Below are 20,559 nucleotides of genomic sequence, written 5' to 3'. Positions count from 1 at the left end.
GACGCTCCATGACGAAGTTTTACCCCGTGACCGTCGCCGATGTCAGGCGCGAGACCCGCGACGCCATCATCCTCACCCTCGACGTTCCCGAGGAGCACAAGGCGGCGTTCCGCTTCTCGCCGGGGCAGTACCTGACCCTGCGCACGACCATCGACGGAGACGAGGTGCGCCGGTCATATTCCATCTGCGCGGCGCCGACGGAGGGCAAGCTGCGGGTCGGCATCAAGAAGATCGCAGGCGGTGTGTTCTCGAGCTGGGCCGCCGAGCAGCTGTCTCCCGGCCAGACCATCGAAGCGATGCCCCCCATGGGCAATTTCTTCGTGCCGCTGGATCAGACCCGAAAGCGCCACTTCGTCGGCTATGCCGCAGGCAGTGGAATCACGCCGCTCCTGAGCATCGTCAAGACGACGCTGGTCTCCGAGCCGCAATCCTCCTTCACTCTTTTCTACGGCAATCGGGCCTCAAGCTCGATCATGTTCCGCGAGGAGTTGGAGGATCTCAAGAACGAGCATCTCGACCGTTTCAGCCTCATCCACATTCTCAGCCGCGAGCAGCAGGACATCGATCTCTTCAACGGCCGCCTGACCAAGGAGAAGTGCGACCAGCTTCTCGATCACTGGGTCGATGCATCCTCCATCGATACCGCCTTCATCTGCGGACCGCAGGACATGATGCTGGGTGTTGCCAAGAGCCTCGAAGAGCATGGCCTCGACAAGCGCCAGATCAAGTTCGAGCTGTTTGCCACATCCACCCCGAGCCGCCGTCAGCGCACACCCGAAGAGGCGAAGGTGGAGGAGGCCAAGAACCTGTGCGAGGCGACCATCGTCATCGATGGGCGGGCCCGTACCCTATCCTTCGAGAAGGGCACGGCATCGGTGCTCGATGCGGCGACGAACGAGGGTCTGGAGCTTCCTTACGCCTGCAAGGGCGGCGTCTGCTCCACCTGCCGGGCGATGCTGGTCGAGGGCGAGGTCGACATGGACGCGAACTTCGCCTTGGAGGATTATGAGATCGCCCGGGGCTATATCCTGACCTGCCAGAGCTATCCGGTGACCGACAAGATCCTGGTCGATTTCGATAAGTGATGAGGGGAGGCTGCCATGGTCGATGAAGAGAGCCTCGTCAGCTTCGTAGCCGGCGGCGGGCGATTGAGCGCGCCGGACAACGTCACGCCGCGCTATCGCGGCGAACTCATGCGCCTGATGGCGATCTTCGTCGATTCCGAGATGGCCGGCGCCTCAGGCTTCGCCGATTGCATCAATCTGGCGCCCGGTCTGAAGGAGCGGATCACGGCCACGCGCATCGTCTTCGACAAGTTCAATCATGCACGGCAGGTTCTGGATCTGATGGAACAGTTCGGCGCCAATACGGGCCAGTATGTCGGCGCTCACCCTTGGGCGTCGCGCCTCGACCGCAGCGTCAATCTCGGCACCCGGCGCATGGAGGGGGATATGCGCCTCAACGTCTTCCATTACCCCATCAATGGCTGGGTCGATGCGGTCGTGATGAACTGCCTGATGGGGCAGGCGACCGTGGTGCAGCTCGACGAACTCACCCGCGGCTCTTACCAACCTCTCGCGGATATCCTCGCCGGCATCCTTCCCGTCGAAAAACATCATGCAGAACTCGGTGAGAAGGGGCTGGAGGCGGCTTTGGAGAGAGGTCATGACAAGACCGACGCTCAGGCCTCCGTCAACTACTGGTATCCCCGCGTCGCCGATAGCTTCGGCAGCACGACGTCGGACCATTTTGCTCAGCATCGGAAATACGGATTGCGCCAGAAGGCTCGAGAAGAGCTCATCACCCAATGGCAGAGTCACGTTTACCCGATCCTCTCGCATTTCGGGTTGAAGGCTCCCGTGCCTGCATCGCGAGAGATCGACGACCAGGTTTCTCTGCAGTGACCGCTGACCGATTTTCCTCTTGTTCGGCTACTCAGCCGCGCTGACACGCCGCGAAGCCTCGGCAGGCGCTGCTTGGAGATCGCGTGTGCCATCCACGATCAATTGCGAGACGAGCGCTGCATAATCCGCGCGCGTCACCTCGCCGGTGCTCTTGAACCAGAGATAGTGCCAGTTGACCATGCCGAAGAGGGACATGGTCACGGGCTTGAGCAGCTTGGTGCCCTTGAGCTGAGGCGCGACGCCTGCCACGGCATCGGAGAAGATGCGCACCAGGTCGCGCTCCATAGCCTTGAGTTCGGCCTGGCGGTCGGATGGCAGCAGGCGCAGGCCGTTGATCTGCACATTGTGCTGGGCATCTGCGTCACGATAGGCTTCCAGGATGGCGGCAACCAGTTCCTTGAGGCGCGCCTCCGGTGCGAGATCGGGACGGTCGACCGCCTCCACCACCTCGAGCAGCTCTTCGAGATGAAAGCGGATGACGTCGAAGAGCAGCTCTTCCTTGTCCTTGTAATAGTGATAGAGGTTGGCCTTGGAGACGCCGCACGCCTCGGCGATTCTGCTCATCGAAGCCCGGTCATAGCCATGCTCGGCGAAGAGTTCCGCCGAGCGGTCGAGGATCGCTCGGCGCTTGTCGTCGTAATCTGTGGCGCGGGTTCTGGCCATGGGGCTTCTATTCTTTCGGTCTGCGGTCGATCACGCGTCTCGCCTTGCCGAGCGAGCGCTCGATCCCTTCAGGGTCGAGGACATTGACCTGGGCCGTAATGCCAATAGTGTCCTTGATGGCCTGACTCAAGCGGTCGGCGGCGGCTTTGCGGGTTTCCGGATAATCGGCGTCCGGCCGGATCTCGGCCTTGATCTCCATCTGGTCCATGCGGCCTTCGCGGGTCAGGATGATCTGGTAGTGCCCCGACAGGGCCGGGATCGTCAGGAGCTTTTCCTCGATCTGGGTGGGGAACACGTTGACGCCCCGGATAATCATCATGTCGTCGGTGCGGCCGGTGACCTTTTCCATGCGGCGCATCGCTCGTGCCGTGCCGGGCATGAGCCGCGTCAGGTCGCGGGTGCGGTAGCGGATGACCGGCATGGCTTCCTTGGTCAGCGACGTGAAGACGAGTTCGCCTTCCTCGCCGTCGGGCAAAACCTCGCCTGTGTGCGGGTTGATCACCTCGGGATAGAAATGGTCTTCCCAGATGTGAAGCCCGTCCTTGCTCTCGACGCATTCGCAGGCGACGCCCGGCCCCATGACCTCTGAGAGGCCGTAGATGTCGACGGCATGGATGTCGAAGGCCTCCTCGATCTCCGCGCGCATGGCGTTCGTCCAGGGCTCGGCGCCGAAGATGCCGACCTTCAGCGAGGATTGGCGCGGGTCAAGGCCCTGCTTCCTGAACTCGTCGAGGATCGCCAGCATGTAGGACGGCGTCACCATGATGATGTCGGGCTGAAAGTCACTGATGAGCTGAACCTGCCGCTCCGTCATGCCGCCCGACATGGGGATCACCATGCAGCCGAGCCGCTCAGCGCCGTAATGCGCGCCCAATCCGCCGGTGAAGAGGCCATAGCCGTAGGCCACATGCACCTTCATGCCGGGGCGCCCGCCGCTGGCTCGGATCGAGCGGGCCACCACGTCGGCCCAGGTGTCGATGTCGCGCTTGGTGTAGCCGACGACCGTGGGCTTGCCGGTGGTGCCGGACGAGCCGTGGATGCGAGCGATCTGACCTTGAGGAACGGCGAACATGCCGAAGGGATAATTGTCCCGCAGGTCGGCCTTGGTGGTGAAGGGAAACCTGGCGAGGTCGCTCAGATCCTTGAAATCATCGGGATGGACGCCTGCCGCATCGAACTTCGCCTTGTAGTGCGGCACGTTCTCGTAGGCATGGCGAAGGGTCCAGGCGAGGCGCTCACGCTGGAGGGCTGCGAGCTCGTCCCGCGAGGCCAGCTCAACGCGGTCGAGAGCTGTCGGCTGGGGCTTGAGTTCGGAAAGCTTGCGAAGCGGAATTTGAAGCAAGGAAACCTCCCATTCATCCGTTCTTATTGGCTGTTCTCATCGATTCCGGGTGCGAGAAGCGTGCCGGAGATCGTGCGCGAATGTCCGCGGAACTCTGCAACGACCTCACCCTGGCTGTTGCGCACCGTCACATCGTAGATGCCTGAACGGCCTGACCGGTTGCGCTCCACCGCGTAGGCCGAGAGCGTATCGCCCCGACGGCCGGGCTGCAGGAAGGTCACGGCGCAATGCTGCGCGACCGTGCGCTGGTTATAAGTGTTGCAGGCGAAGGCGAAGGCCGAGTCGGCGAGCGTGAAGATGAAGCCGCCGTGGCAGATGCCGTGCCCGTTCGTCATGTCGGGCCGGATGATCATGGAGATGACGGCCTCGCCGGGGGAGACACGCTCAACCACCATGCCGAGGCCCTGGCTTGCCTGATCCTCGGCCCACATGGCCAGCGCGCAGGCTTGCGCAAGGTCGTGCGCGGCGATTGCAGGCGAGGTCTCGTCCATCAGGCTCTCCCGGTGAATTTCGGCTGCCGTTTCTCGAAGAAGGCTGTCACGCCCTCCAGGTAATCCGGCGTGCGGCCTGCCCGTCCTTGGAGGTCTCGTTCCAGATCGAGCTGTCGGTCGAGATCGTTCGTTTCCGAGGCGTCGAGCGCCTGCTTGATCAACGCCAGTCCCGCAGTCGGCTGCGTCGCGAAGTGAGCGGCCAGACGATGGGCTTCATCCATGAGGCCTGCATCCTCGACAGCCTTCCAGATCATGCCCCAGGCCTCCGCCTGCTCCGCCGAGACAGGCTCGGCCAGAAGTGCGAGGGCGCGAGCGCGCGCCGGACCGATGAGGCGCGGCAGGAACCAAGTCCCCCCTGAATCGGGAACGAGGCCGAGCTTTGCAAAGGCCTGAATGAATTTCGCCGAGCGGGCTGCCAGAACGATGTCGCAGGCAAGGGCGATATTGGCACCGGCGCCGGCCGCAACGCCGTTGACGGCGCAGATGACGGGCATCCGCAACGCGCGGAGCTTGCGGACGAGAGGGTTATAGAGCCGCTCAAGGGTGGAGGAGAGATCCGGAACCTGTCCGGGACTGAAGACCCGATCCGACAGATCCTGACCGGCGCAGAACCCACGTCCGGCGCCTGTCAGAACGAGCGCCCGGCATTGGCTGTCCGTCTCGGCCTCGACAAGAGCGGACATCAATTCCGCATGCATGGCCTCGTTGAAGGAGTTCAGGCGATCGGGCCGGTTGAGGATGAGGACGCGATACCCGTCCCGCCGCTCCGTGAGGATGAGATCATTCGCCATTGAGGCCCTCCCGCATTCCGCTGATGGCAGCCGGCTGTCTTGGACTTGTTTACTATTGACCAACCGTCCGGTCAATTATATTGATTGAGGAAACAGCGTCAATGAGCCAACACTCGGCCCTTCAGGGAGTAGCACGGGATGGCACGCTTCGACGATCAACAACCTATGCGCGTCGCCATTCCTGCATGCGGCTGGACGCAGAAGCCCTTGCTTAATGGGCGAAACCAACACCGCATTCCGATTACTTCTCATCCGCAATGACCTGCAGGCTCTTGGCAGTCTCATTTCTTGCGCAACAATAAGAAAAACAGCCGATAACAAACCAGGAGGAAACAGATGAAATCAAAAGCAACGCTCAAGATTCTGCTGGCCGCGGGTGTCATGGGCTTCGGCCTGTCCGAAGGCGCGCTCGCGCAGAATTCCGTGAAGATCGGCTCGGTTCTCTCGGTGACCGGACCGTCCTCGTTCCTCGGTGAGCCCGAGGACAAGACGCTCAGGATCTACGTCGACAAGATCAATGCGGCTGGCGGCGTTGCCGGCAAGAAGATCGAGCTGGTGATCTATGACGACGGTGGTGACGCTAACAAGGCGCGCACCTTCGCGACGCGCCTCATCGAGGACGACGAGGTGGTTGCCATGGTCGGCGGCACGACGACGGGCGCCACCATGGCGATGATCCCGGTCTTCGAAGATGCCAAGATTCCTTTCATCTCGCTCGCAGGCGCCATCGAGGTGATCGATCCCGTGCGCAAATTCGTCTTCAAGACGCCTCACACCGACAAGATGGCCTGCGAGAAGATCTTCGAGGATCTTAAAAAACGCAACCTGACCAAGATCGGCCTGATCTCCGGCACAGACGGGTTCGGCGCCTCCATGCGGGCGCAATGCGTCAAGGTCGCGCCCAACTACGGCATGCAGATCGTCGCCGACGAGAATTACGGTCCGCGTGACAGCGACATGACCGCTCAGCTCACGAAGATCAAGAACACGGCCGGCGTGCAGGCGGTGGTCAATCCGGGCTTCGGCCAAGGCCCGGCCATCGTGACCCGCAACTACGCCCAACTCGGCATGAACAGCATCCCGTTCTATCAGAGCCATGGCGTGGCCTCGAAGAGCTTCATCGAACTGGCGGGAGCCGCCGCCGAGGGCGTCAGACTTCCGGCCGCGGCGCTGCTCGTGGGCGACAAGCTGCCCGAGAGCGACCCGCAGAAGAAGGTGGTGACGGAATACAAGCAGGCTTACGAGAGCGCCACGAAGCAACCGGTCTCGACGTTCGGCGGTCATGCCTATGACGGCCTCTTCATCCTGGTCGAGGCCATGAAGCGCGCGAACTCCACGGATCCTCAGAAGGTCCGTGACGAGATCGAGAAGACCAAGGGCTTCGTGGGCACCGGCGGCATCGTGAACATGTCGCCCACCGATCATCTCGGCCTGGATCTCTCGGCATTCCGCGTGCTCGAGATCAAGGGCGGTGACTGGAACCTGGTCGCATCAGGAAGCTGATCTCCCGCCGTGCGAGGCCTGTTTGCTGGGAGTCTCGCTAAAAACCGATCGAGCAGGAGGCCCAGCATCGGCCTCCTGTTCGGCAACCTGAAGGTCGCGGGACTGAATTATGGCTGAGTTCCTCCAGTTTCTCATCTCCGGGCTGACGGTGGGAGCCGTCTATGCGCTGGTCGCGTTGGGCTTCACCCTGATCTACAACGCATCCGGCGTGGTGAACTTCGCCCAGGGCGAGTTCGTGATGCTCGGCGGCATGGTGACAGTGTTCGCGTCCGCCGCCGGCGTGCCGCTGCCCTTGGCGGCGCTGATCGCGGTTGCTGCTTCCATCATGATTGGGCTTCTTCTGCACCGGCTCGCCATCGAGCCTGCCCGGGGCGCATCAGCTGTGACCCTCATCATCATCACCATCGGCGCGTCGATCCTGCTCCGCGGTCTTGCCGCAATCATTTTCGACAAGCAGTTTCACAAGCTTCCTGCCTTCACGGGTGATGCGCCGATCGACATCCTGGGTGCTGCCGTGCAGCCGCAGAGCTTCTGGGTTCTCGGTGGCGCCGCAGTCGTGGTCGTGACGCTCTACGTCTTTCTCGAGCATACCCTCATCGGCAAGGCCGTCCTGGCAACGGCCGCAAACCGGCTTGCGGCGCGTCTGGTCGGCATCAACACGACCACGATCATGGCGCTCGCCTTCGGCGGCTCTGCCGCCATCGGAGCGGTCGCCGGCATTCTCGTGACGCCGATCACGTTGACGAGCTACGATGTCGGCACGCTCCTGGCATTGAAGGGGTTTGCTGCTGCCATGCTGGGAGGAATGGGCAATCCGGTGGGCGCCGTCGTGGGCGGTCTCCTGCTCGGTCTGCTGGAGGCCTTCGGCGCCGGCTACTTAAGTTCCACCTATAAGGATGCCTTCGCGTTCCTTGTCATTCTCATCGTCCTGTTCGTGGCTCCTCAGGGCCTGTTCGGACGCCGGGCCGTCGAGAGGGTTTGAGAATGCGTGCTCTCCTCAATCAGCGGCTCCTGACTCTCGCGGTGCTGGCAGTCATCATCAGCCTCCTGCCGTTCGTCTTCCCGTCGAGCTATTATTTCCGCGTCGCGTCGCTTGTGTGGGTATCGGCGCTGGCCGCAATCGGGCTCAACATCCTCATGGGGCAGGCGGGGCAGGTCAGCCTCGGCCACGCGGCCTTCTTCGGTATCGGCGCCTATGCCGTCGCGATCGGGCCGACGCATCTCGGCATTCCGCCTTGGGCGGCGTTGCTCATCGGAGCGATTCTTTCGAGTGTTCTGGCCTACCTCGTGGGGCGCCCGATCCTGCGGCTGAAGGGGCATTATCTTGCCATCGCGACCTTGGGTCTCGGCGTGCTCGTAGCGCTTGTTATCTCCACGGAAAGCCGCTGGACCGGCGGCCCGGATGGCATGCCGGTTGAACGGCTCACCCTGTTCGGATGGCGGGTCAGCGGTTCGTATACATGGTACTGGGTGACGGGCGCTCTCCTGCTCGTCGGTACCTGGATTGCGCTCAACCTCGATGAGACGCCGACAGGGCGGGCATTCCGCGCGCTTCACGACAGCGAAGTGGCTGCACAGGTGGTGGGTGTCGATGTCGCTCGCTTCAAGCTGCAGGCCTTCGTGATCGCCGCCGTTTACGCATCGCTCGCCGGCTCGGCGCTTGCTTTCATGAACGGCTTCATCAATCCGGACCAGGCAGGCTTCATCCATTCCGTGGAGCTCGTCACCATCGTGGTCCTCGGAGGGCTCGGATCCGTGGTCGGCAGCATCGTCGGTGCCGCCGTGCTCGTGACGCTTCCGCAGGCGCTGACGGTGTTTCACGAATACGAGCACCTCCTGCTCGGGCTCATCATCATCGTGTCCATGATCTTCATGCGTAACGGGATCGTGCCGAGTCTCTCAGGCCTGTTCCTCCGGAGGGCGCGTTCATGACCATCCTCAAGGCAACCGACATCGGGATATCCTTTGGAGGCGTGAAAGCTGTCGATGGGGTGGGCTTCTCCGTGAGTCCCGGCCAGATCCTCTCGATCATCGGACCGAACGGCGCCGGCAAGACCACTTTGTTCAACATCGTGTCCGGCATCTATGTCGCAAGCCGCGGAACGATCCACATCGCCGACGAGGACGTAACCGGCCTTGCACCCCACAGGCTTGCGGCGCGCGGATTGTCGCGGACCTTTCAAAACCTGCAGATCTTCCAGCGCATGACAGCTTGCGAGAACGTGATGGTCGGACGCCATCTCCGGGAGAAGTGCAGCCTCCTGCCGGCGCTCTTCAGAACGCCGTCCGTGACGCGCCAGAACCGGGAGACGCGGGCTGCGGCGCTCGATCTTCTTGCCTATGTCGGCCTGAAGGATGTTGCCGATGTTCCTGCAGGATCGCTTCCTTATGGCGCCTGCAAGCGTCTCGAGATCGCCCGAGCGCTTGCCGCCGAACCGCGCGTGCTGCTTCTCGACGAGCCTGCGGCCGGCTGCAACGCGGTCGAGACCGAGGAGATCGATCACCTGATCCGGCAGGTCGCAGACAGAGGCGTCGCCGTCGTGCTCGTCGAGCATGACATGAAGCTCGTGATGAAGATTTCCGACAGGATCCTGGTCCTGGAGCGGGGAAGGCCGCTCGCCGAGGGAACGCCGCGGGAGGTGCGCGATGACCCAAGGGTCCTTGAGGCTTATCTGGGGCGGCACGGCGCCCAGGAGGCTGCCCGTGCTTGAGGTGGAGAATCTGCGCAGCGCCTATGGCCGCATCGAAGTCCTGAAGGGCGTCAGCCTGGAGGTTCGTGACGGCGAGGTCGTGGCGCTCGTCGGCGCAAACGGTGCGGGAAAGACGACGCTGCTGCGTGTGCTCTCCGGTGTGCAGCCGATGACCGGCGGAGAGATCCGCTTCAAGGGACAGCGCATCGACCGACTGCCGTCGCATCGGCGGGTGGAATTGGGCATCACCCAGTCTCCCGAAGGAAGGCAGGTATTCGGACCTCTCACCGTCGAGGACAACCTGCGGCTTGGTGCCTTCAGGCGGCGAGATCGGGAGATCGAGCAGGACCGCGATCGCATCTTCGCCATGTTCCCGATCCTGGCCGAGAAGCGTCATCTTCTGGCGGGCGGGCTGTCGGGCGGCCAGCAGCAGATGCTGGCGATCGGCCGGGCGCTGATGGGTCGTCCAAAGCTCCTGTTGCTGGACGAACCCTCGCTCGGATTGTCGCCGCTCCTTGTCGATCAGATTCTTGATGCCATCGTCTCCTTGAGGAAGGACGGAATCACGGTGTTGCTCGTGGAGCAGAACGCCAGCGCAGCACTGGCCATTGCCGACCGTGGATATGTGCTCGAAACCGGCAAGGTGGCCTATAGCGGGGCAGGCTCCGCTCTTCTCGCCGATCCTCAGGTGAAGGCGGCCTATCTCGGTATCGAGTGATTCGGCTTCCCCATCCTCATGATTTGGCTTCCGCTGTTCCCATGCTCTGCTTGGCGAGCGCAAGGGCCTCCTGCAGCACGGAATGATCGCCGATATGGTTGGCCAGGATCAGGACAAGGCGCGTGTTGAGGGCAGCGCTGTCATCGTCCGACAAGCCTCGGTGGGCCTCGATCAGCGCACGATAGGCCCGGTCCGGATCGGCAAAACGATTTTCGGTGACGAGCGTGCTCATGCGTGACCTCCCTCGAATCCCCGGAGGCGGCGCGATGCGCTCTTGAACGCCGAGGGCGTCGCATGGCGCCAGCGCGCTGCAAGATGCTGATCGGGACGCACGAGATAAGTGCTCCCAGGTATTGCGTCGAATCGCTGCGCGAAGAAGCCGTGCTCGTCGATGAGATCGTCGACGATGATGAGCACATGGGAGCCCGTCGGTGGCTGTTCTCCATTGGGCACATGCAGAATGGTCTCCCTCCCGCCAAGCGCCTCTAGCAGCCAGATCGGACGTCCATTGCGGTCTCGCATGGGAGCATCGGGAAGGGGAGCGCCGAGGCGGGCGGAACCGGACCAGGTGTCCGCATCGGGTGTCGACAAAGGTGTCTCGTATGTGGATGGCGTCGATAATCTGCCGGAGTTCACCACCCGCTTGGCAAAGGGGGCATGACGCGCAAGGGAGAGAGCGGAATCGCGGAAGCGAAGCTCTTGCGCCGAGCGTGGAGCAATAAAGTCCGTCGAGCGTGTCGAATGGCCGATATTCTCATCGGCCGCGGCTGAGCGTTCGAGATCATAGGATTCGATCAGGCTCTCCGGAGCCTCGCCCTTGGCCACGAGGGCCAGTTTCCACGCCAGGTTTTCAGCGTCCTGGATGCCGGAATTTGCGCCTCGTGCACCGAAGGGTGACACCTGATGGGCCGAGTCTCCGGCAAAGACCACCCGCCCATGCACGAAACGCTCCAGACGTCGGCACTGAAACGTATAGACCGATACCCATTCGAGCGAGAAATCATCGTGCCCCAGCATCTGCCGGAGCCGCGGGATCACGCGTTCGGGCGCCTGCTCAGCCTTCGCATCCGCATGGGGGCCCAATTGCAGATCGATGCGCCAGACATCGTCCGGCTGCTTGTGCAGAAGAGCGGAGTGACCGTCGTGGAAGGGTGGGTCGAACCAGAACCATCGCTCGGGAGGAAAGTCTCCCTTCATCTTTACATCGGCGATGAGAAAGCGGTCTTCGAAAACTTCGCCCTGGAATGCGAGGCCGAGCATTCCGCGTAAGGTGGAGCGTGCGCCATCGGCGGCGACCACCCAGTCAGTGTCGAGTTCGTAGGATCCTTCGGGAGTCTCGACGTTAAGCGTGGCGCCATTATTGCGGTGCTTCAGGCCAATGACCTTGTTGCCCCAGCGTATTTCAAGGTTGGGCAACCCTGCGGCGCGCTCCACGAGCGCATGCTCAAGATAATACTGCTGGAGGTTGATGAAGGCCGGCATTTTGTGCCCGTCTTCGGGCAGAAGATCGAAAGCGTAGAGAAGATCGCTGCGCTGGAAAACCTTGCCGATCTTCCAGGTGACCCCTTTCTCGAGGCAGGGTGCTGCAACACCCAACCGGTCCAGAATCTCGAGGGTGCGCTTGGCATAGCAGATGCCGCGCGAGCCTTCGCCAATTCGATCGGCATCGTCAAGGAGGACGACGGGAATGTCGCGCTGCGCGAGGTCGATGGCGGCGCAAAGACCGACAGGTCCAGCGCCTACGACGATAACAGGATGCCGGGCAGGGGAGGGGCGATCCTGATCGGCGCAACGGCGGTAGCCGAACTGGTAGATGATCTTGCGGTTATTCATGATCCTGCCTCTCATCCACCTCGCTCTGAGTGCTAGCCCTGAAGCGCGGCCCACATGTCTCGATCCCGATCTGCGGTCCAGATCACAGGGTGGTCTATCCCGGAGGCTTCATCGAAGGCGCGGGAGACGTTGAACGGCAAACAGTGCTCGTAGATCGCGAAATCGCCGAACTTGGGATCCATGACCTCACGGGTCGCCGCGAAGGTCTCCTTCAGCGAACGTCCGCGCACAACCGACAGCTCGGCCGCGCCATACAGCGTCGTGACGAAGTCGCGGGTCATGGCCACTGCTTCCTTGACCTGTTGCGGACCCTGCAGGGCATTGCCGCGGCCGGGCGCGACGGCCTGCGGCTGGAAGTCCAGGATGGCATCGAGCGTCTGCGGCCATTCGCGCAGATAGGCATCGCCGCAATAGCAGGCCGAGTGATACTCCACGAGATCGCCCGTGAACATCACCTCCGCGTCCGGCACCCAGGCGACGATGTCACCCGCCGTATGGCCGGCGCCGAGGTGGAAGAGCTTCACCTCCCGCTTGCCGAGGAACACCGACATGCCGCTCTCGAAGGTCAGCGTCGGCCAGGTGAGGCCTTCCGGGATGCTGCTCTCGCCGCGGAACAGGCGTGGGAAGCGGCCGATCTCGGAAGCCTTGTCCTGTTCGCCGCGCTCGACGATCAGATCGTAGGTCATGTTGGAGGCGATGATGCCTTGCGCCTTATAGGCCGAGGCACCGAGCACGCGCACGGCATGGTAGTGGGAGAGCACAACATACTTGATCGGCTTGTCGGTCACGGTGCGCACCCGGGCGATCACATCTTCCGCCATCATTGGGGTGGCTTGGGCATCGATGACCATGCAGCCGTCCTCGCCAACGATGATGCCGGAGTTGGGATCGCCTTCGGCCGTGTAGGCATAGAGATCAGGCCCGATTTCGGTGAAGGACACGCTTTTGTTGGACAGATCTCCCGTCGAGGCGAATGCCTTCTCAGCCATGGTGTTCCTCCCGGATGCCGCTGTTTGCGAGCAGGTTAAACCCGATCCTGCGACCGTCAAGTTAGCCCTGTCGAGGTGGGAGGCGGTCAGCGCAGATTGAAGCGCAGCGGTACCGAAATGGTGAACTGCTGCTGTGGGATGGCCGATGGAGCAGGCGGAAGGGACGACCCCGGACTTGCCGTCGTGAGTGCGGCTTGGTCGAGGGACGGATGGCCTGCACTGCGCATTAGGGTCGAGCTGACGATGCGCCCCGACCGGTCCATGGTGAAGCGAAGGACCGCGACGCCGGTGATCTCCTGACTCCGGGCAGCATCCGGATAGCGCAAGCGACTTCGCAGGGCAGCGGCAAGGCTTGCCACATACCGATTGAGCACGTTCGGATCAGCCGACGCAGACGCTCCTCCTGCATTCTCCGGCGATGAGGAGGCTTGTCCCCGACGTGGATCGGACGGACGCGCCTTCTGTTCTGCCGCAGTTTGGCGCAGCGGAGTCCTGCGCCCCACAGACTTCGGAGAAGGCTTCCTTTCGGGTTTCGGTGCCGGTTTTTCCTCGAGAGGCTTGGCGACAACAGTTTCAGGCGGCGGCAGGGCAACGACAGGCTCCGGCTCCGACTCTATCTCCGCTTCGACGGGAGCCGCTTCGGTCATGTCTCCCGGTTCGGAGTGCGCCTCCATCACCTCTTCCGGAGGCAAAGGCTTGGCAGCATCTGGTTCTTGTGGCGGCACTTCCGGCTCTTCCAGTGGTGCTTCCACTGCTGACATCTCCGCCGGCACGACGGACACCGTCTCCTCCATGGCAGGAGCGAGATCTATGGTAATCTCCTGCTCGCCTGGCGGATTGACAGCCTCATCGGAATGCCAGAGCGTCAGCGCTCCCAGAACGGCTCCGTGCAGGGCAAGGGCCGTCATGAAGGCAATCCCAAGCCGGCTCAGCTCCTGCGCGGGTCCTATACTCTGAACGGACATCGAATGGGCTGCAGGTTCATTGGGCCGCTGGCATGCTTGGCGCTTGTGCGATCAAAGATACTTTGCTGAATCCGGCAGCACTGATCTGTCCCATGATCTCGACGATGCGGCCATAGGGGACGGCTCTGTCTCCGCGGACAAGCACGACCTGAGCCGGATCTGCGTTCGCAAGCGCTTTCAGACGAGGCATCATCAGATCCGGTGTGAGGGGCTCCTTGTCGAGGAGCGGCTGCCCCTGCTCATCGATGCTGATCACCACAGGCTGCTTCGGCTGCGATGCCTTCGCTGCTGCCGACTTCGGCAGGTTCACCGGCACCCCAATAGTCATGAGTGGCGCAGCCACCATGAAGATGATGAGGAGTACCAGCATCACGTCGACGAGCGGGGTGACGTTGATCTCGGAAATGGGTGCAGCGCCGAACCCGTCGTCCGGCTCACCCGTACGGAGCGGTCCCAGTCCCATTACTCGGCAGCCTCTGCGCGCAGATGAGGCTTGCGCTCACGGGCAAGGCGATCACCGAGCATCGTAATGCCTGCGGAAAAGGTTTGTTGCAGGCGGCCGAGATCGGTTGTGAGCTTGTTATAGGCGATCACAGCCGGAATGGCGGCCACGAGGCCGATGGCCGTCGCAAACAGGGCTTCGGCGATGCCGGGCGCCACGACCGAAAGGCTGGTGTCCTGACTTGCAGCGATGGCGGAGAACGAATTCATAATGCCCCAGACCGTGCCGAACAGGCCGATGAATGGGGCCGCCGATCCCGTGGTGGCCAGAAATGGCAGGCCCAACTGAAGCTGACGCAGGTCGGCGGCAAGAGCCCCGCGCATGGCGCGTTCGATCCGCTCCCGCCGCTCCGCCCGACTCTCGGAGGCGTCCCGATCGCGCCACGCCTCATGCCCGGCGGCGATGATCCGACCCGATGTCCCGGTGGATGGCGGATGAAGTCTTTCACCGGAGCGGGCGGTCGATTCGAAGACCTGAGCTTGGCGACGGACATTCCTGAGCCGCAGCATCTTCTCAACGGCGATCGTCCAGCACCCGAGAGATGCCATCACAAGCAGGACCATGACCCCTTTGACGATCGGGTCCGCCTGCAGGAACAGCCCGAGGAAAGAGAGATCGTGTGGAGTGGCAGGCACGATGTCATTCATCACGGTAATCTCACTTTGCGAATGAAACGGCGTCGATCTTCGAGGCCGTCTCGACAACTGACAGGCACTCCTCCCGTAAGCTCATGACGCCTTCGCAAGTCAGCACGTCATTGAGGAGAACGCGTCCGAGACGGGAGCAACTCAAGCCCGGAAAGTCGAAGAGCTTGATGAGGGTCTTGCGGCCGGGGACCGGGCCGACCTCGACGGCCAGCCTTTTGGCCGCGACTCCGTCCGTATCGAGCGCGAAAAGATCGAGCTTCAGCGAGCGCCAGCTTTCGCCCTTCTGATTGTCGATGAGAAAGTAGGTTCGGCAATTCTCTCCGGCGGCTTCGATCCTGTTCAATTCAATGCGCAGAGGATGGAGGGAGGTGCGGTCCTGAGCCAGAACCGTTCCGCTGAACGGGAGGAGCAGCACCAGACAGGCCCATATGCTGCCTGCTGAATATCCCGGCTCGTTCCATGTACTCGTTCCCATGGACTCTTCCTCCTTGTTCGTGCCGAAGTCCCTGCAACATGTGCAGTCTCGCAAGGACAAAAGGCGATACTCACATCTTTGTGCTCGAAGGCCCGAACACAGGAAAATTCCCGCGAGTAGGTCAGATCACATATCTGAAAGAAATCATAAAGATCAATAGGTTAGCCGAAAGTCAGAGGCTTTCTAAAACAGACGCTACAGCTTTGAGAACGGAAGCAATTTCGCCTCTTTAAAAAGGCTTCAAAGTAATTTTTTCTGCTTTTTTCCCTTTGCAGTATCCGGCAAATGAGCCTCGCTCTCCGAGAGTCCGCCATCATCCGGCTTTCACAGAAATACCGTTTTGTATCAGGAGAAGGGAGCCGACAGCGATTCTGAAGTGAGGAGGATGTGCGTGGGCTTCAATGGTCACGACAAGCCTTTTCCGGCCTGGTACCCGTACATCCTGGTCGGCGGGATCGCCGCCGTTGCCACAGCGCTCTATGTGTTCGGTTGATCCAAGAGGGCTGAGCCGGTCTGATAGAATCAGGGCAGATCGGCTATCTGGAGTCTGCAGCGTTCCGGCTATCCCAGCCGACAAACGTGATCGGGATCCGGCCCGTTCTTGACACTGCATCCCAAAGCGACGCGAGACAGTACATCCGTGCCCCGCTCGCTTTTGGGAGAGTGTTGATCCTCGTAGCGGATCAGCATTGTCATCATCGGTTGATGGTGGTTAACAATCTGTTAAACGGCGCTTCCATTTCGGAAGTATCGGCCGGTGTAACGTCCTGTTGCCGGGGCTCTCCTATTGCTGGTCACATGACAGCCCCAACATGCCAGGGTACGAACTCGAGATCGCCGTAGCCCAGATCTTCGGATTTCGCGTGCTCTCCTGAAGCCACTCTCAGCAGAGTCTCGAAGATCTCCTTGCCCTTCTCTTCCAGCGAGACGCCATCGAGGATATCGCCGCAGTTGATGTCCATGTCGTCCATCATGCGGCGGTAGATATCGGAGTTGGTCGCAAGCTTGAGGGACGGTGCGGGCTTGCACCCGAACGCCGATCCACGTCCCGTGGTGAAGGCGATCAGGTTGGCGCCACCGGCCACCTGACCCGTCGCGGCAACGGGATCGTGTCCGGACGTGTCCATGTAGACGAAGCCGTGATCCTTCACCTGTTCGGCGTACTCGTACACGGCCTGAAGCGTGTAGCGCCCGCCCTTGGCGGAAGCGCTCAAAGATTTCTCGAGGATCGTTGTGAGGCTGCCTGCTTTGTTGCCTGGCGAAGGATTGTTGTTCATTCCACCGCCGTTGTGCGCGGTGTAGGCCTCCCACCATCTGATCCGCCAAGCTTTGGAGCGCATGGTGACTGAGAAGGCCTCTGAGCATCTGTCATCGGCGGATATCGAAGCTCTTCTCAAGAACCTCCTTGCCCAGCAGGATGCAATCGACGAGGGGGCCGCCACGGCTTCTATGCCCTCGACCTGAAATATCATATACTCCTGTCGAAGGGCTGAATTTGCCCCGCGTGGCTGCAGTGATCAATGCATCTCGCGCCAACATTGACCGGGTGAGACGACTCCTGTCCTCGCCCCGCCGCCATGCGGTGACCTTGGCTGAACACAGGAACATCTCCCAGTCCTTGGAGGCCCATGATGCGCATGCGGCACGTCATGCCATGGAAGCGCATCTGGAGGCTGTTATGGAAGAGCTGCGCTGCTTCTTGGCCGAGCATTCGGACGTCTTCGTGGATACCTAGCGGTCGAGCCCCTCACGCAAGGGCCCGATTACTCCTCTGCTTGCTGAACGAGTGTCAGGCAAGGTATAATCTCAAAACAGCGCATGGGCTGGACGGCTGCTGAGGTGGTTGTCATGAAAACCCTTCTGGTCCCTGTTGAGCAGCACAGCTTCATCCGTTCCGTTCTGGACGCGGCCCTGCTGGTTGCGACCCGCCTCGGGAGCCATGTCGAGGGCTTGGCGCTCGGCCCCGATATTCCCGATGTCGTTGCCTTCGACGTTCCAGTGGGCTGGACCATTCTGAACGAGAAGGAACAGCGGGACCTTGTGGAAAAGTCGAAGCGGATCTTCGAGGAGTTCATGCTCTCCTGCGACGTGCCGGGCAGGAGCGAGGCACCGGACGGGGCGTCCTGCAGCTGGCTGGGCGATCAGCTGTTCGGAGATAGCTATATCGGCAGCTTCGGCCGTGTGTTTGACCTGATCGTGCTCGGCCGCCCAAGCCGAGGCGACGAGCCGCCGCGACTGGCAACGCTTGAGGCTGCCTTGTTCGAAGGCGGGCGACCGGTCCTGATGGTTCCCCCGCGCACCCCGGCAGCGATCGGCGAGACGATCGTGATCGCCTGGAATGGCAGCACCGAGACGGCCCGGACGGTGGCGCTTGGCATGCCTGTTCTGGCAAAAGCCGGCCGTGTCATCGTGCTGACGCTGGAAGGCTGGGGCACGGAAGGGCCGAGCGGTGCCGAACTGGCCCTTCGCCTGCGTCGGAACGGTGTCAGGGCCGAGGCGGCGGCACGCAGGCTGAACACCCGCTCTCCAGGGGAGGCGATCCTGGAGGACACGGCTGCGTTCCATGCGGATCTGCTCGTCAAGGGAGCCTACACTCAGAGCCGTCTGAGACAGATGATCTTCGGCGGCGCTACCAGCCACATCCTCAGTCATGCTGAGCTGCCGGTTCTGATGGCCCATTAGCTTGAACTGATGCCGCACATCCAAAAGGTGAGCCCTTGACACCTTCTCATATGGCCGAGCCTATGGCCGGATGGTGTTTCGTTCCTAGTTCTCTCTGGAGGAGAACGAAAGACCATGACGACTTACGCGCCTCTGACCCTTCACGTGCCGGAACCCGCTGTCCGCCCCGGCGGCACCCCGGATTTCTCGAATGTCAAAATTCCCAAGGCAGGAGCAGTCCCCAGGCCGGACATTGATGTCGATCCGGAATCGATCCGTGATCTCGCCTTCTCCATCATTCGCGTGCTGAACCGAAACGGCGAGGCGGCCGGGCCTTGGGCTGGTCTCCTGACCGACGAGGAGCTTGTCGAAGGCATGCGCCACATGATGACGTTGCGAACCTTCGATGCACGGATGCTGATCGCCCAGCGGCAGGGAAAGACGTCGTTCTACATGCAGCATCTTGGCGAGGAGGCTATCAGCTGCGCGTTCCGCAAGGCCCTGTCGCCGGGTGATATGAACTTCCCGACCTACCGTCAGGCCGGCCTCCTGATTGCGGATGGCTATTCCATGGTCGACATGATGTGCCAGGTCTATTCAAACTCGCGCGATCCTTTGAAGGGGCGCCAGTTGCCGGTGATGTACTCCTCGAAGGAGCATGGCTTCTTCACGATCTCCGGCAATCTCGCGACCCAGTACGTGCAGGCGGTCGGCTGGGCGATGGCTTCGGCGATCTGCAACGACACCAAGGTCGCTGCCGCCTGGATCGGCGACGGCTCGACGGCGGAGTCGGATTTTCATGCGGCCCTGGTCTTCGCCTCCACCTACAAGGCGCCCGTCATTCTCAACATCGTCAACAATCAGTGGGCGATCTCAACGTTCCAGGGCATTGCACGCGGCGGGTCGGGCACCTTCGCGGCCCGCGGGTTGGGCTTCGGCATCCCATCGCTGCGAGTGGACGGCAACGACTATCTCGCTGTCTATGCCGTTGCGAAGTGGGCCATCGAGCGTGCTCGCCTTAATCTCGGGCCGACCCTTGTCGAATACGTGACTTACCGGGTCGGTGCGCATTCGACCTCCGATGATCCCTCGGCCTACCGTCCGAAGACCGAATCCGACGCATGGCCGCTCGGCGATCCGATCATTCGCTTGAAAAATCACTTGATTATGCGGGGCGCGTGGTCCGACGAACGGCACAAGCAGGCCGAGGCGGAAATTCTCGACACGGTGATCGCCGCTCAGAAGGAGGCGGAGAGCTATGGCACGCTTCATGCTGGCGGCAAACCTTCTGCGCGGGACATGTTCGATGGCGTCTATGCCGAGATGCCGCCCCATCTGCGGCGGCAGCGTCAACAGGCGGGAGTCTGATCCATGCCACGCATGACGATGATTGAAGCCATTCGCGATGCGATGGATGTGATGATGGCGCGCGACCAACGTGTTGTCGTCTTTGGTGAGGATGTCGGTTATTTCGGTGGAGTCTTCCGCTGCACAGCAGGCTTGCAGCAGAAATATGGGAAAACACGCTGTTTTGATGCACCGATCAACGAGGCCGGCATCGTCGGAGCAGCCATCGGCATGGCCTCCTACGGACTTCACCCCTGTATCGAGATTCAGTTCGCCGATTACATGTATCCGGCGTATGATCAGATCGTTTCCGAGGCGGCCCGCCTCCGGTATCGCTCCAACGGCGAGTTCACATGTCCGCTTGTCATTCGCATGCCGACAGGAGGAGGCATCTTCGGCGGGCAGACCCACAGTCAAAGTCCTGAAGCCCTGTTCACCCATGTGTCTGGATTGAAAACCGTCGTGCCGTCGAACCCCTATGATGCCAAAGGCCTCCTGATCGCGGCCATCGAGGATCCTGATCCGGTGATCTTCCTGGAGCCGAAGCGGCTTTACAATGGACCTTTCGATGGTCATCACGATCGTCCGATCACGCCATGGTCTAAGAACGATCTCGGGGAGGTGCCGAGCGGCCATTTCACGTTGCCGCTCGGCAAGGCATCCATCGTCCGTGAGGGGGCAGCCGTGACCGTGCTGGCCTACGGGACGATGGTCTATGTCGCTCAGGCGGCCGCGGCGGAGACAGGAGTCGATGCGGAGATCATCGACCTGCGCACCCTGCTTCCTCTCGACATGGAGACGATCACTGCGTCCATCAAGAAGACAGGTCGTTGTGTGATCGTCCATGAGGCGACGCTTACATCCGGGTTCGGGGCGGAACTGGCGGCTCTCGTCCAGGAGGCATGCTTCTTCCAACTCGAGGCGCCGATTGCTCGCGTGACAGGATGGGACACGCCATATCCGCATGCGCAGGAATGGGATTACTTCCCGGGCCCTGCTCGGGTCGGCCGCGCGCTCGTCGAGACAATGGAGGCCTGA

23 protein-coding genes and 1 pseudogene are annotated in these 20,559 nt (G+C 61.7%); 12 read left to right on the top strand and 12 right to left on the bottom strand.

The window, feature by feature from the left end; translation table 11 throughout:
- Window positions 1-8: 8 nt before the first annotated feature.
- On the top strand, window positions 9-1,085 hold the full coding sequence (paaE, locus tag ILT44_RS17415; RefSeq protein ID WP_204240879.1) for a 1,2-phenylacetyl-CoA epoxidase subunit PaaE: 1,077 nt from the start codon (window positions 9-11) through the stop codon (window positions 1,083-1,085).
- Window positions 1,086-1,100: 15 nt separating this feature from the next.
- A complete protein-coding gene (locus ILT44_RS17410) occupies window positions 1,101-1,904 on the top strand; it encodes a Phenylacetic acid catabolic protein (protein WP_204240878.1) in 804 nt (267 codons plus the stop codon).
- Window positions 1,905-1,931: 27 nt separating this feature from the next.
- On the opposite strand, the gene ILT44_RS17405 is transcribed toward ILT44_RS17410, so the two are convergent.
- Genes ILT44_RS17405 through paaG form a run of 4 tightly spaced genes read right to left on the bottom strand, consistent with a single transcriptional unit; the run spans window position 1,932 to window position 5,191 of the window.
- Window positions 1,932-2,567: a TetR/AcrR family transcriptional regulator gene (locus tag ILT44_RS17405; protein ID WP_204240877.1), complete on the bottom strand. Its 636-nt coding sequence runs from the start codon at window positions 2,565-2,567 to the stop codon at window positions 1,932-1,934.
- A gap of 7 nt (window positions 2,568-2,574) precedes the next feature.
- The gene (gene paaK, locus ILT44_RS17400; RefSeq protein ID WP_239468323.1) at window positions 2,575-3,909 is read right to left on the bottom strand and encodes a phenylacetate--CoA ligase PaaK; all 1,335 of its coding nucleotides are present in this window, start codon (window positions 3,907-3,909) and stop codon (window positions 2,575-2,577) included.
- 23 nt (window positions 3,910-3,932) lie between these two features.
- On the bottom strand, window positions 3,933-4,400 hold the full coding sequence (gene paaI, locus ILT44_RS17395; RefSeq protein ID WP_204240876.1) for a hydroxyphenylacetyl-CoA thioesterase PaaI: 468 nt from the start codon (window positions 4,398-4,400) through the stop codon (window positions 3,933-3,935).
- Entirely contained in the window at window positions 4,400-5,191 is a 792-nt protein-coding gene (gene paaG / locus ILT44_RS17390) for a 2-(1,2-epoxy-1,2-dihydrophenyl)acetyl-CoA isomerase PaaG (protein ID WP_204240875.1), read from the bottom strand. Before paaG ends, paaI begins: the two co-directional genes overlap by 1 nt.
- Window positions 5,192-5,527: 336 nt before the next feature.
- Here paaG and ILT44_RS17385 point away from each other — a divergent pair, with 336 nt between their 5' ends.
- The 5 genes from ILT44_RS17385 (at window position 5,528) to ILT44_RS17365 (ending at window position 10,102) form a co-directional block, all read left to right on the top strand.
- Window positions 5,528-6,694, top strand: coding sequence for an ABC transporter substrate-binding protein (locus ILT44_RS17385; RefSeq protein WP_204240874.1), 1,167 nt, complete (start codon window positions 5,528-5,530; stop codon window positions 6,692-6,694).
- 109 nt (window positions 6,695-6,803) lie between these two features.
- Entirely contained in the window at window positions 6,804-7,676 is an 873-nt protein-coding gene (locus ILT44_RS17380; protein WP_204240873.1) for a branched-chain amino acid ABC transporter permease, read from the top strand.
- A 2-nt stretch (window positions 7,677-7,678) separates the two neighbouring features.
- A complete protein-coding gene (locus ILT44_RS17375; RefSeq protein ID WP_204240872.1) occupies window positions 7,679-8,626 on the top strand; it encodes a branched-chain amino acid ABC transporter permease in 948 nt (315 codons plus the stop codon).
- Window positions 8,623-9,405, top strand: a complete 783-nt coding sequence (locus ILT44_RS17370; RefSeq protein ID WP_204240871.1) for an ABC transporter ATP-binding protein — start codon at window positions 8,623-8,625, stop codon at window positions 9,403-9,405. The genes ILT44_RS17375 and ILT44_RS17370 overlap by 4 nt, the downstream gene beginning before the upstream one ends.
- Window positions 9,398-10,102, top strand: coding sequence for an ABC transporter ATP-binding protein (locus tag ILT44_RS17365; protein WP_204240870.1), 705 nt, complete (start codon window positions 9,398-9,400; stop codon window positions 10,100-10,102). Before ILT44_RS17370 ends, ILT44_RS17365 begins: the two co-directional genes overlap by 8 nt.
- A 16-nt stretch (window positions 10,103-10,118) precedes the next feature.
- Here the strand turns inward: ILT44_RS17365 and ILT44_RS17360 are convergent, their stop codons facing one another.
- The 8 genes and pseudogenes from ILT44_RS17360 to ILT44_RS17325 all read right to left on the bottom strand — a co-directional run.
- Window positions 10,119-10,334, bottom strand: coding sequence for a DUF2783 domain-containing protein (locus tag ILT44_RS17360; RefSeq protein WP_204240869.1), 216 nt, complete (start codon window positions 10,332-10,334; stop codon window positions 10,119-10,121).
- Complete coding sequence (locus ILT44_RS17355) at window positions 10,331-11,935, bottom strand: FAD-dependent oxidoreductase (protein ID WP_204240868.1); 1,605 nt, start codon at window positions 11,933-11,935, stop codon at window positions 10,331-10,333. The genes ILT44_RS17360 and ILT44_RS17355 overlap by 4 nt, the downstream gene beginning before the upstream one ends.
- Window positions 11,936-11,967: 32 nt before the next feature.
- A complete protein-coding gene (locus ILT44_RS17350; protein ID WP_204240867.1) occupies window positions 11,968-12,924 on the bottom strand; it encodes an MBL fold metallo-hydrolase in 957 nt (318 codons plus the stop codon).
- Window positions 12,925-13,010: 86 nt separating this feature from the next.
- Window positions 13,011-13,889: an energy transducer TonB gene (locus ILT44_RS17345; protein WP_204240866.1), complete on the bottom strand. Its 879-nt coding sequence runs from the start codon at window positions 13,887-13,889 to the stop codon at window positions 13,011-13,013.
- Between the two features lie 16 nt (window positions 13,890-13,905).
- On the bottom strand, window positions 13,906-14,352 hold the full coding sequence (locus ILT44_RS17340) for an ExbD/TolR family protein (protein WP_204240865.1): 447 nt from the start codon (window positions 14,350-14,352) through the stop codon (window positions 13,906-13,908).
- On the bottom strand, window positions 14,352-15,038 hold the full coding sequence (locus ILT44_RS17335; RefSeq protein WP_204240864.1) for a MotA/TolQ/ExbB proton channel family protein: 687 nt from the start codon (window positions 15,036-15,038) through the stop codon (window positions 14,352-14,354). Before ILT44_RS17335 ends, ILT44_RS17340 begins: the two co-directional genes overlap by 1 nt.
- Before the next feature lie 10 nt (window positions 15,039-15,048).
- Complete coding sequence (locus ILT44_RS17330) at window positions 15,049-15,513, bottom strand: hypothetical protein (RefSeq protein ID WP_204240863.1); 465 nt, start codon at window positions 15,511-15,513, stop codon at window positions 15,049-15,051.
- A 794-nt stretch (window positions 15,514-16,307) separates the two neighbouring features.
- Window positions 16,308-16,832: pseudogene (locus tag ILT44_RS17325) on the bottom strand (altronate dehydratase); the annotation flags it as partial.
- A 22-nt stretch (window positions 16,833-16,854) separates the two neighbouring features.
- Between ILT44_RS17325 and ILT44_RS31480 the strand changes: the two are divergent.
- The 5 genes from ILT44_RS31480 (at window position 16,855) to ILT44_RS17305 (ending at window position 20,559) form a co-directional block, all read left to right on the top strand.
- Window positions 16,855-16,977 carry a hypothetical protein gene (locus ILT44_RS31480; RefSeq protein ID WP_255549751.1) on the top strand — a complete coding sequence of 41 codons (123 nt, stop codon included), beginning with the start codon at window positions 16,855-16,857 and terminating at the stop codon, window positions 16,975-16,977.
- A complete protein-coding gene (locus ILT44_RS17320; RefSeq protein ID WP_239468328.1) occupies window positions 16,931-17,248 on the top strand; it encodes an FCD domain-containing protein in 318 nt (105 codons plus the stop codon). Before ILT44_RS31480 ends, ILT44_RS17320 begins: the two co-directional genes overlap by 47 nt.
- A 113-nt stretch (window positions 17,249-17,361) precedes the next feature.
- Complete coding sequence (locus ILT44_RS17315) at window positions 17,362-18,195, top strand: universal stress protein (protein WP_204240860.1); 834 nt, start codon at window positions 17,362-17,364, stop codon at window positions 18,193-18,195.
- Between the two features lie 114 nt (window positions 18,196-18,309).
- Window positions 18,310-19,542: a 3-methyl-2-oxobutanoate dehydrogenase (2-methylpropanoyl-transferring) subunit alpha gene (locus ILT44_RS17310; RefSeq protein ID WP_204240859.1), complete on the top strand. Its 1,233-nt coding sequence runs from the start codon at window positions 18,310-18,312 to the stop codon at window positions 19,540-19,542.
- Window positions 19,543-19,545: 3 nt separating this feature from the next.
- A complete protein-coding gene (locus ILT44_RS17305; protein WP_204240858.1) occupies window positions 19,546-20,559 on the top strand; it encodes an alpha-ketoacid dehydrogenase subunit beta in 1,014 nt (337 codons plus the stop codon).

It is taken from the genome of Microvirga arvi, assembly GCF_016892765.1.
Lineage (GTDB): Bacteria > Pseudomonadota > Alphaproteobacteria > Rhizobiales > Beijerinckiaceae > Microvirga > Microvirga arvi.
This window is presented reverse-complemented; position numbering and strand designations above follow the sequence as displayed.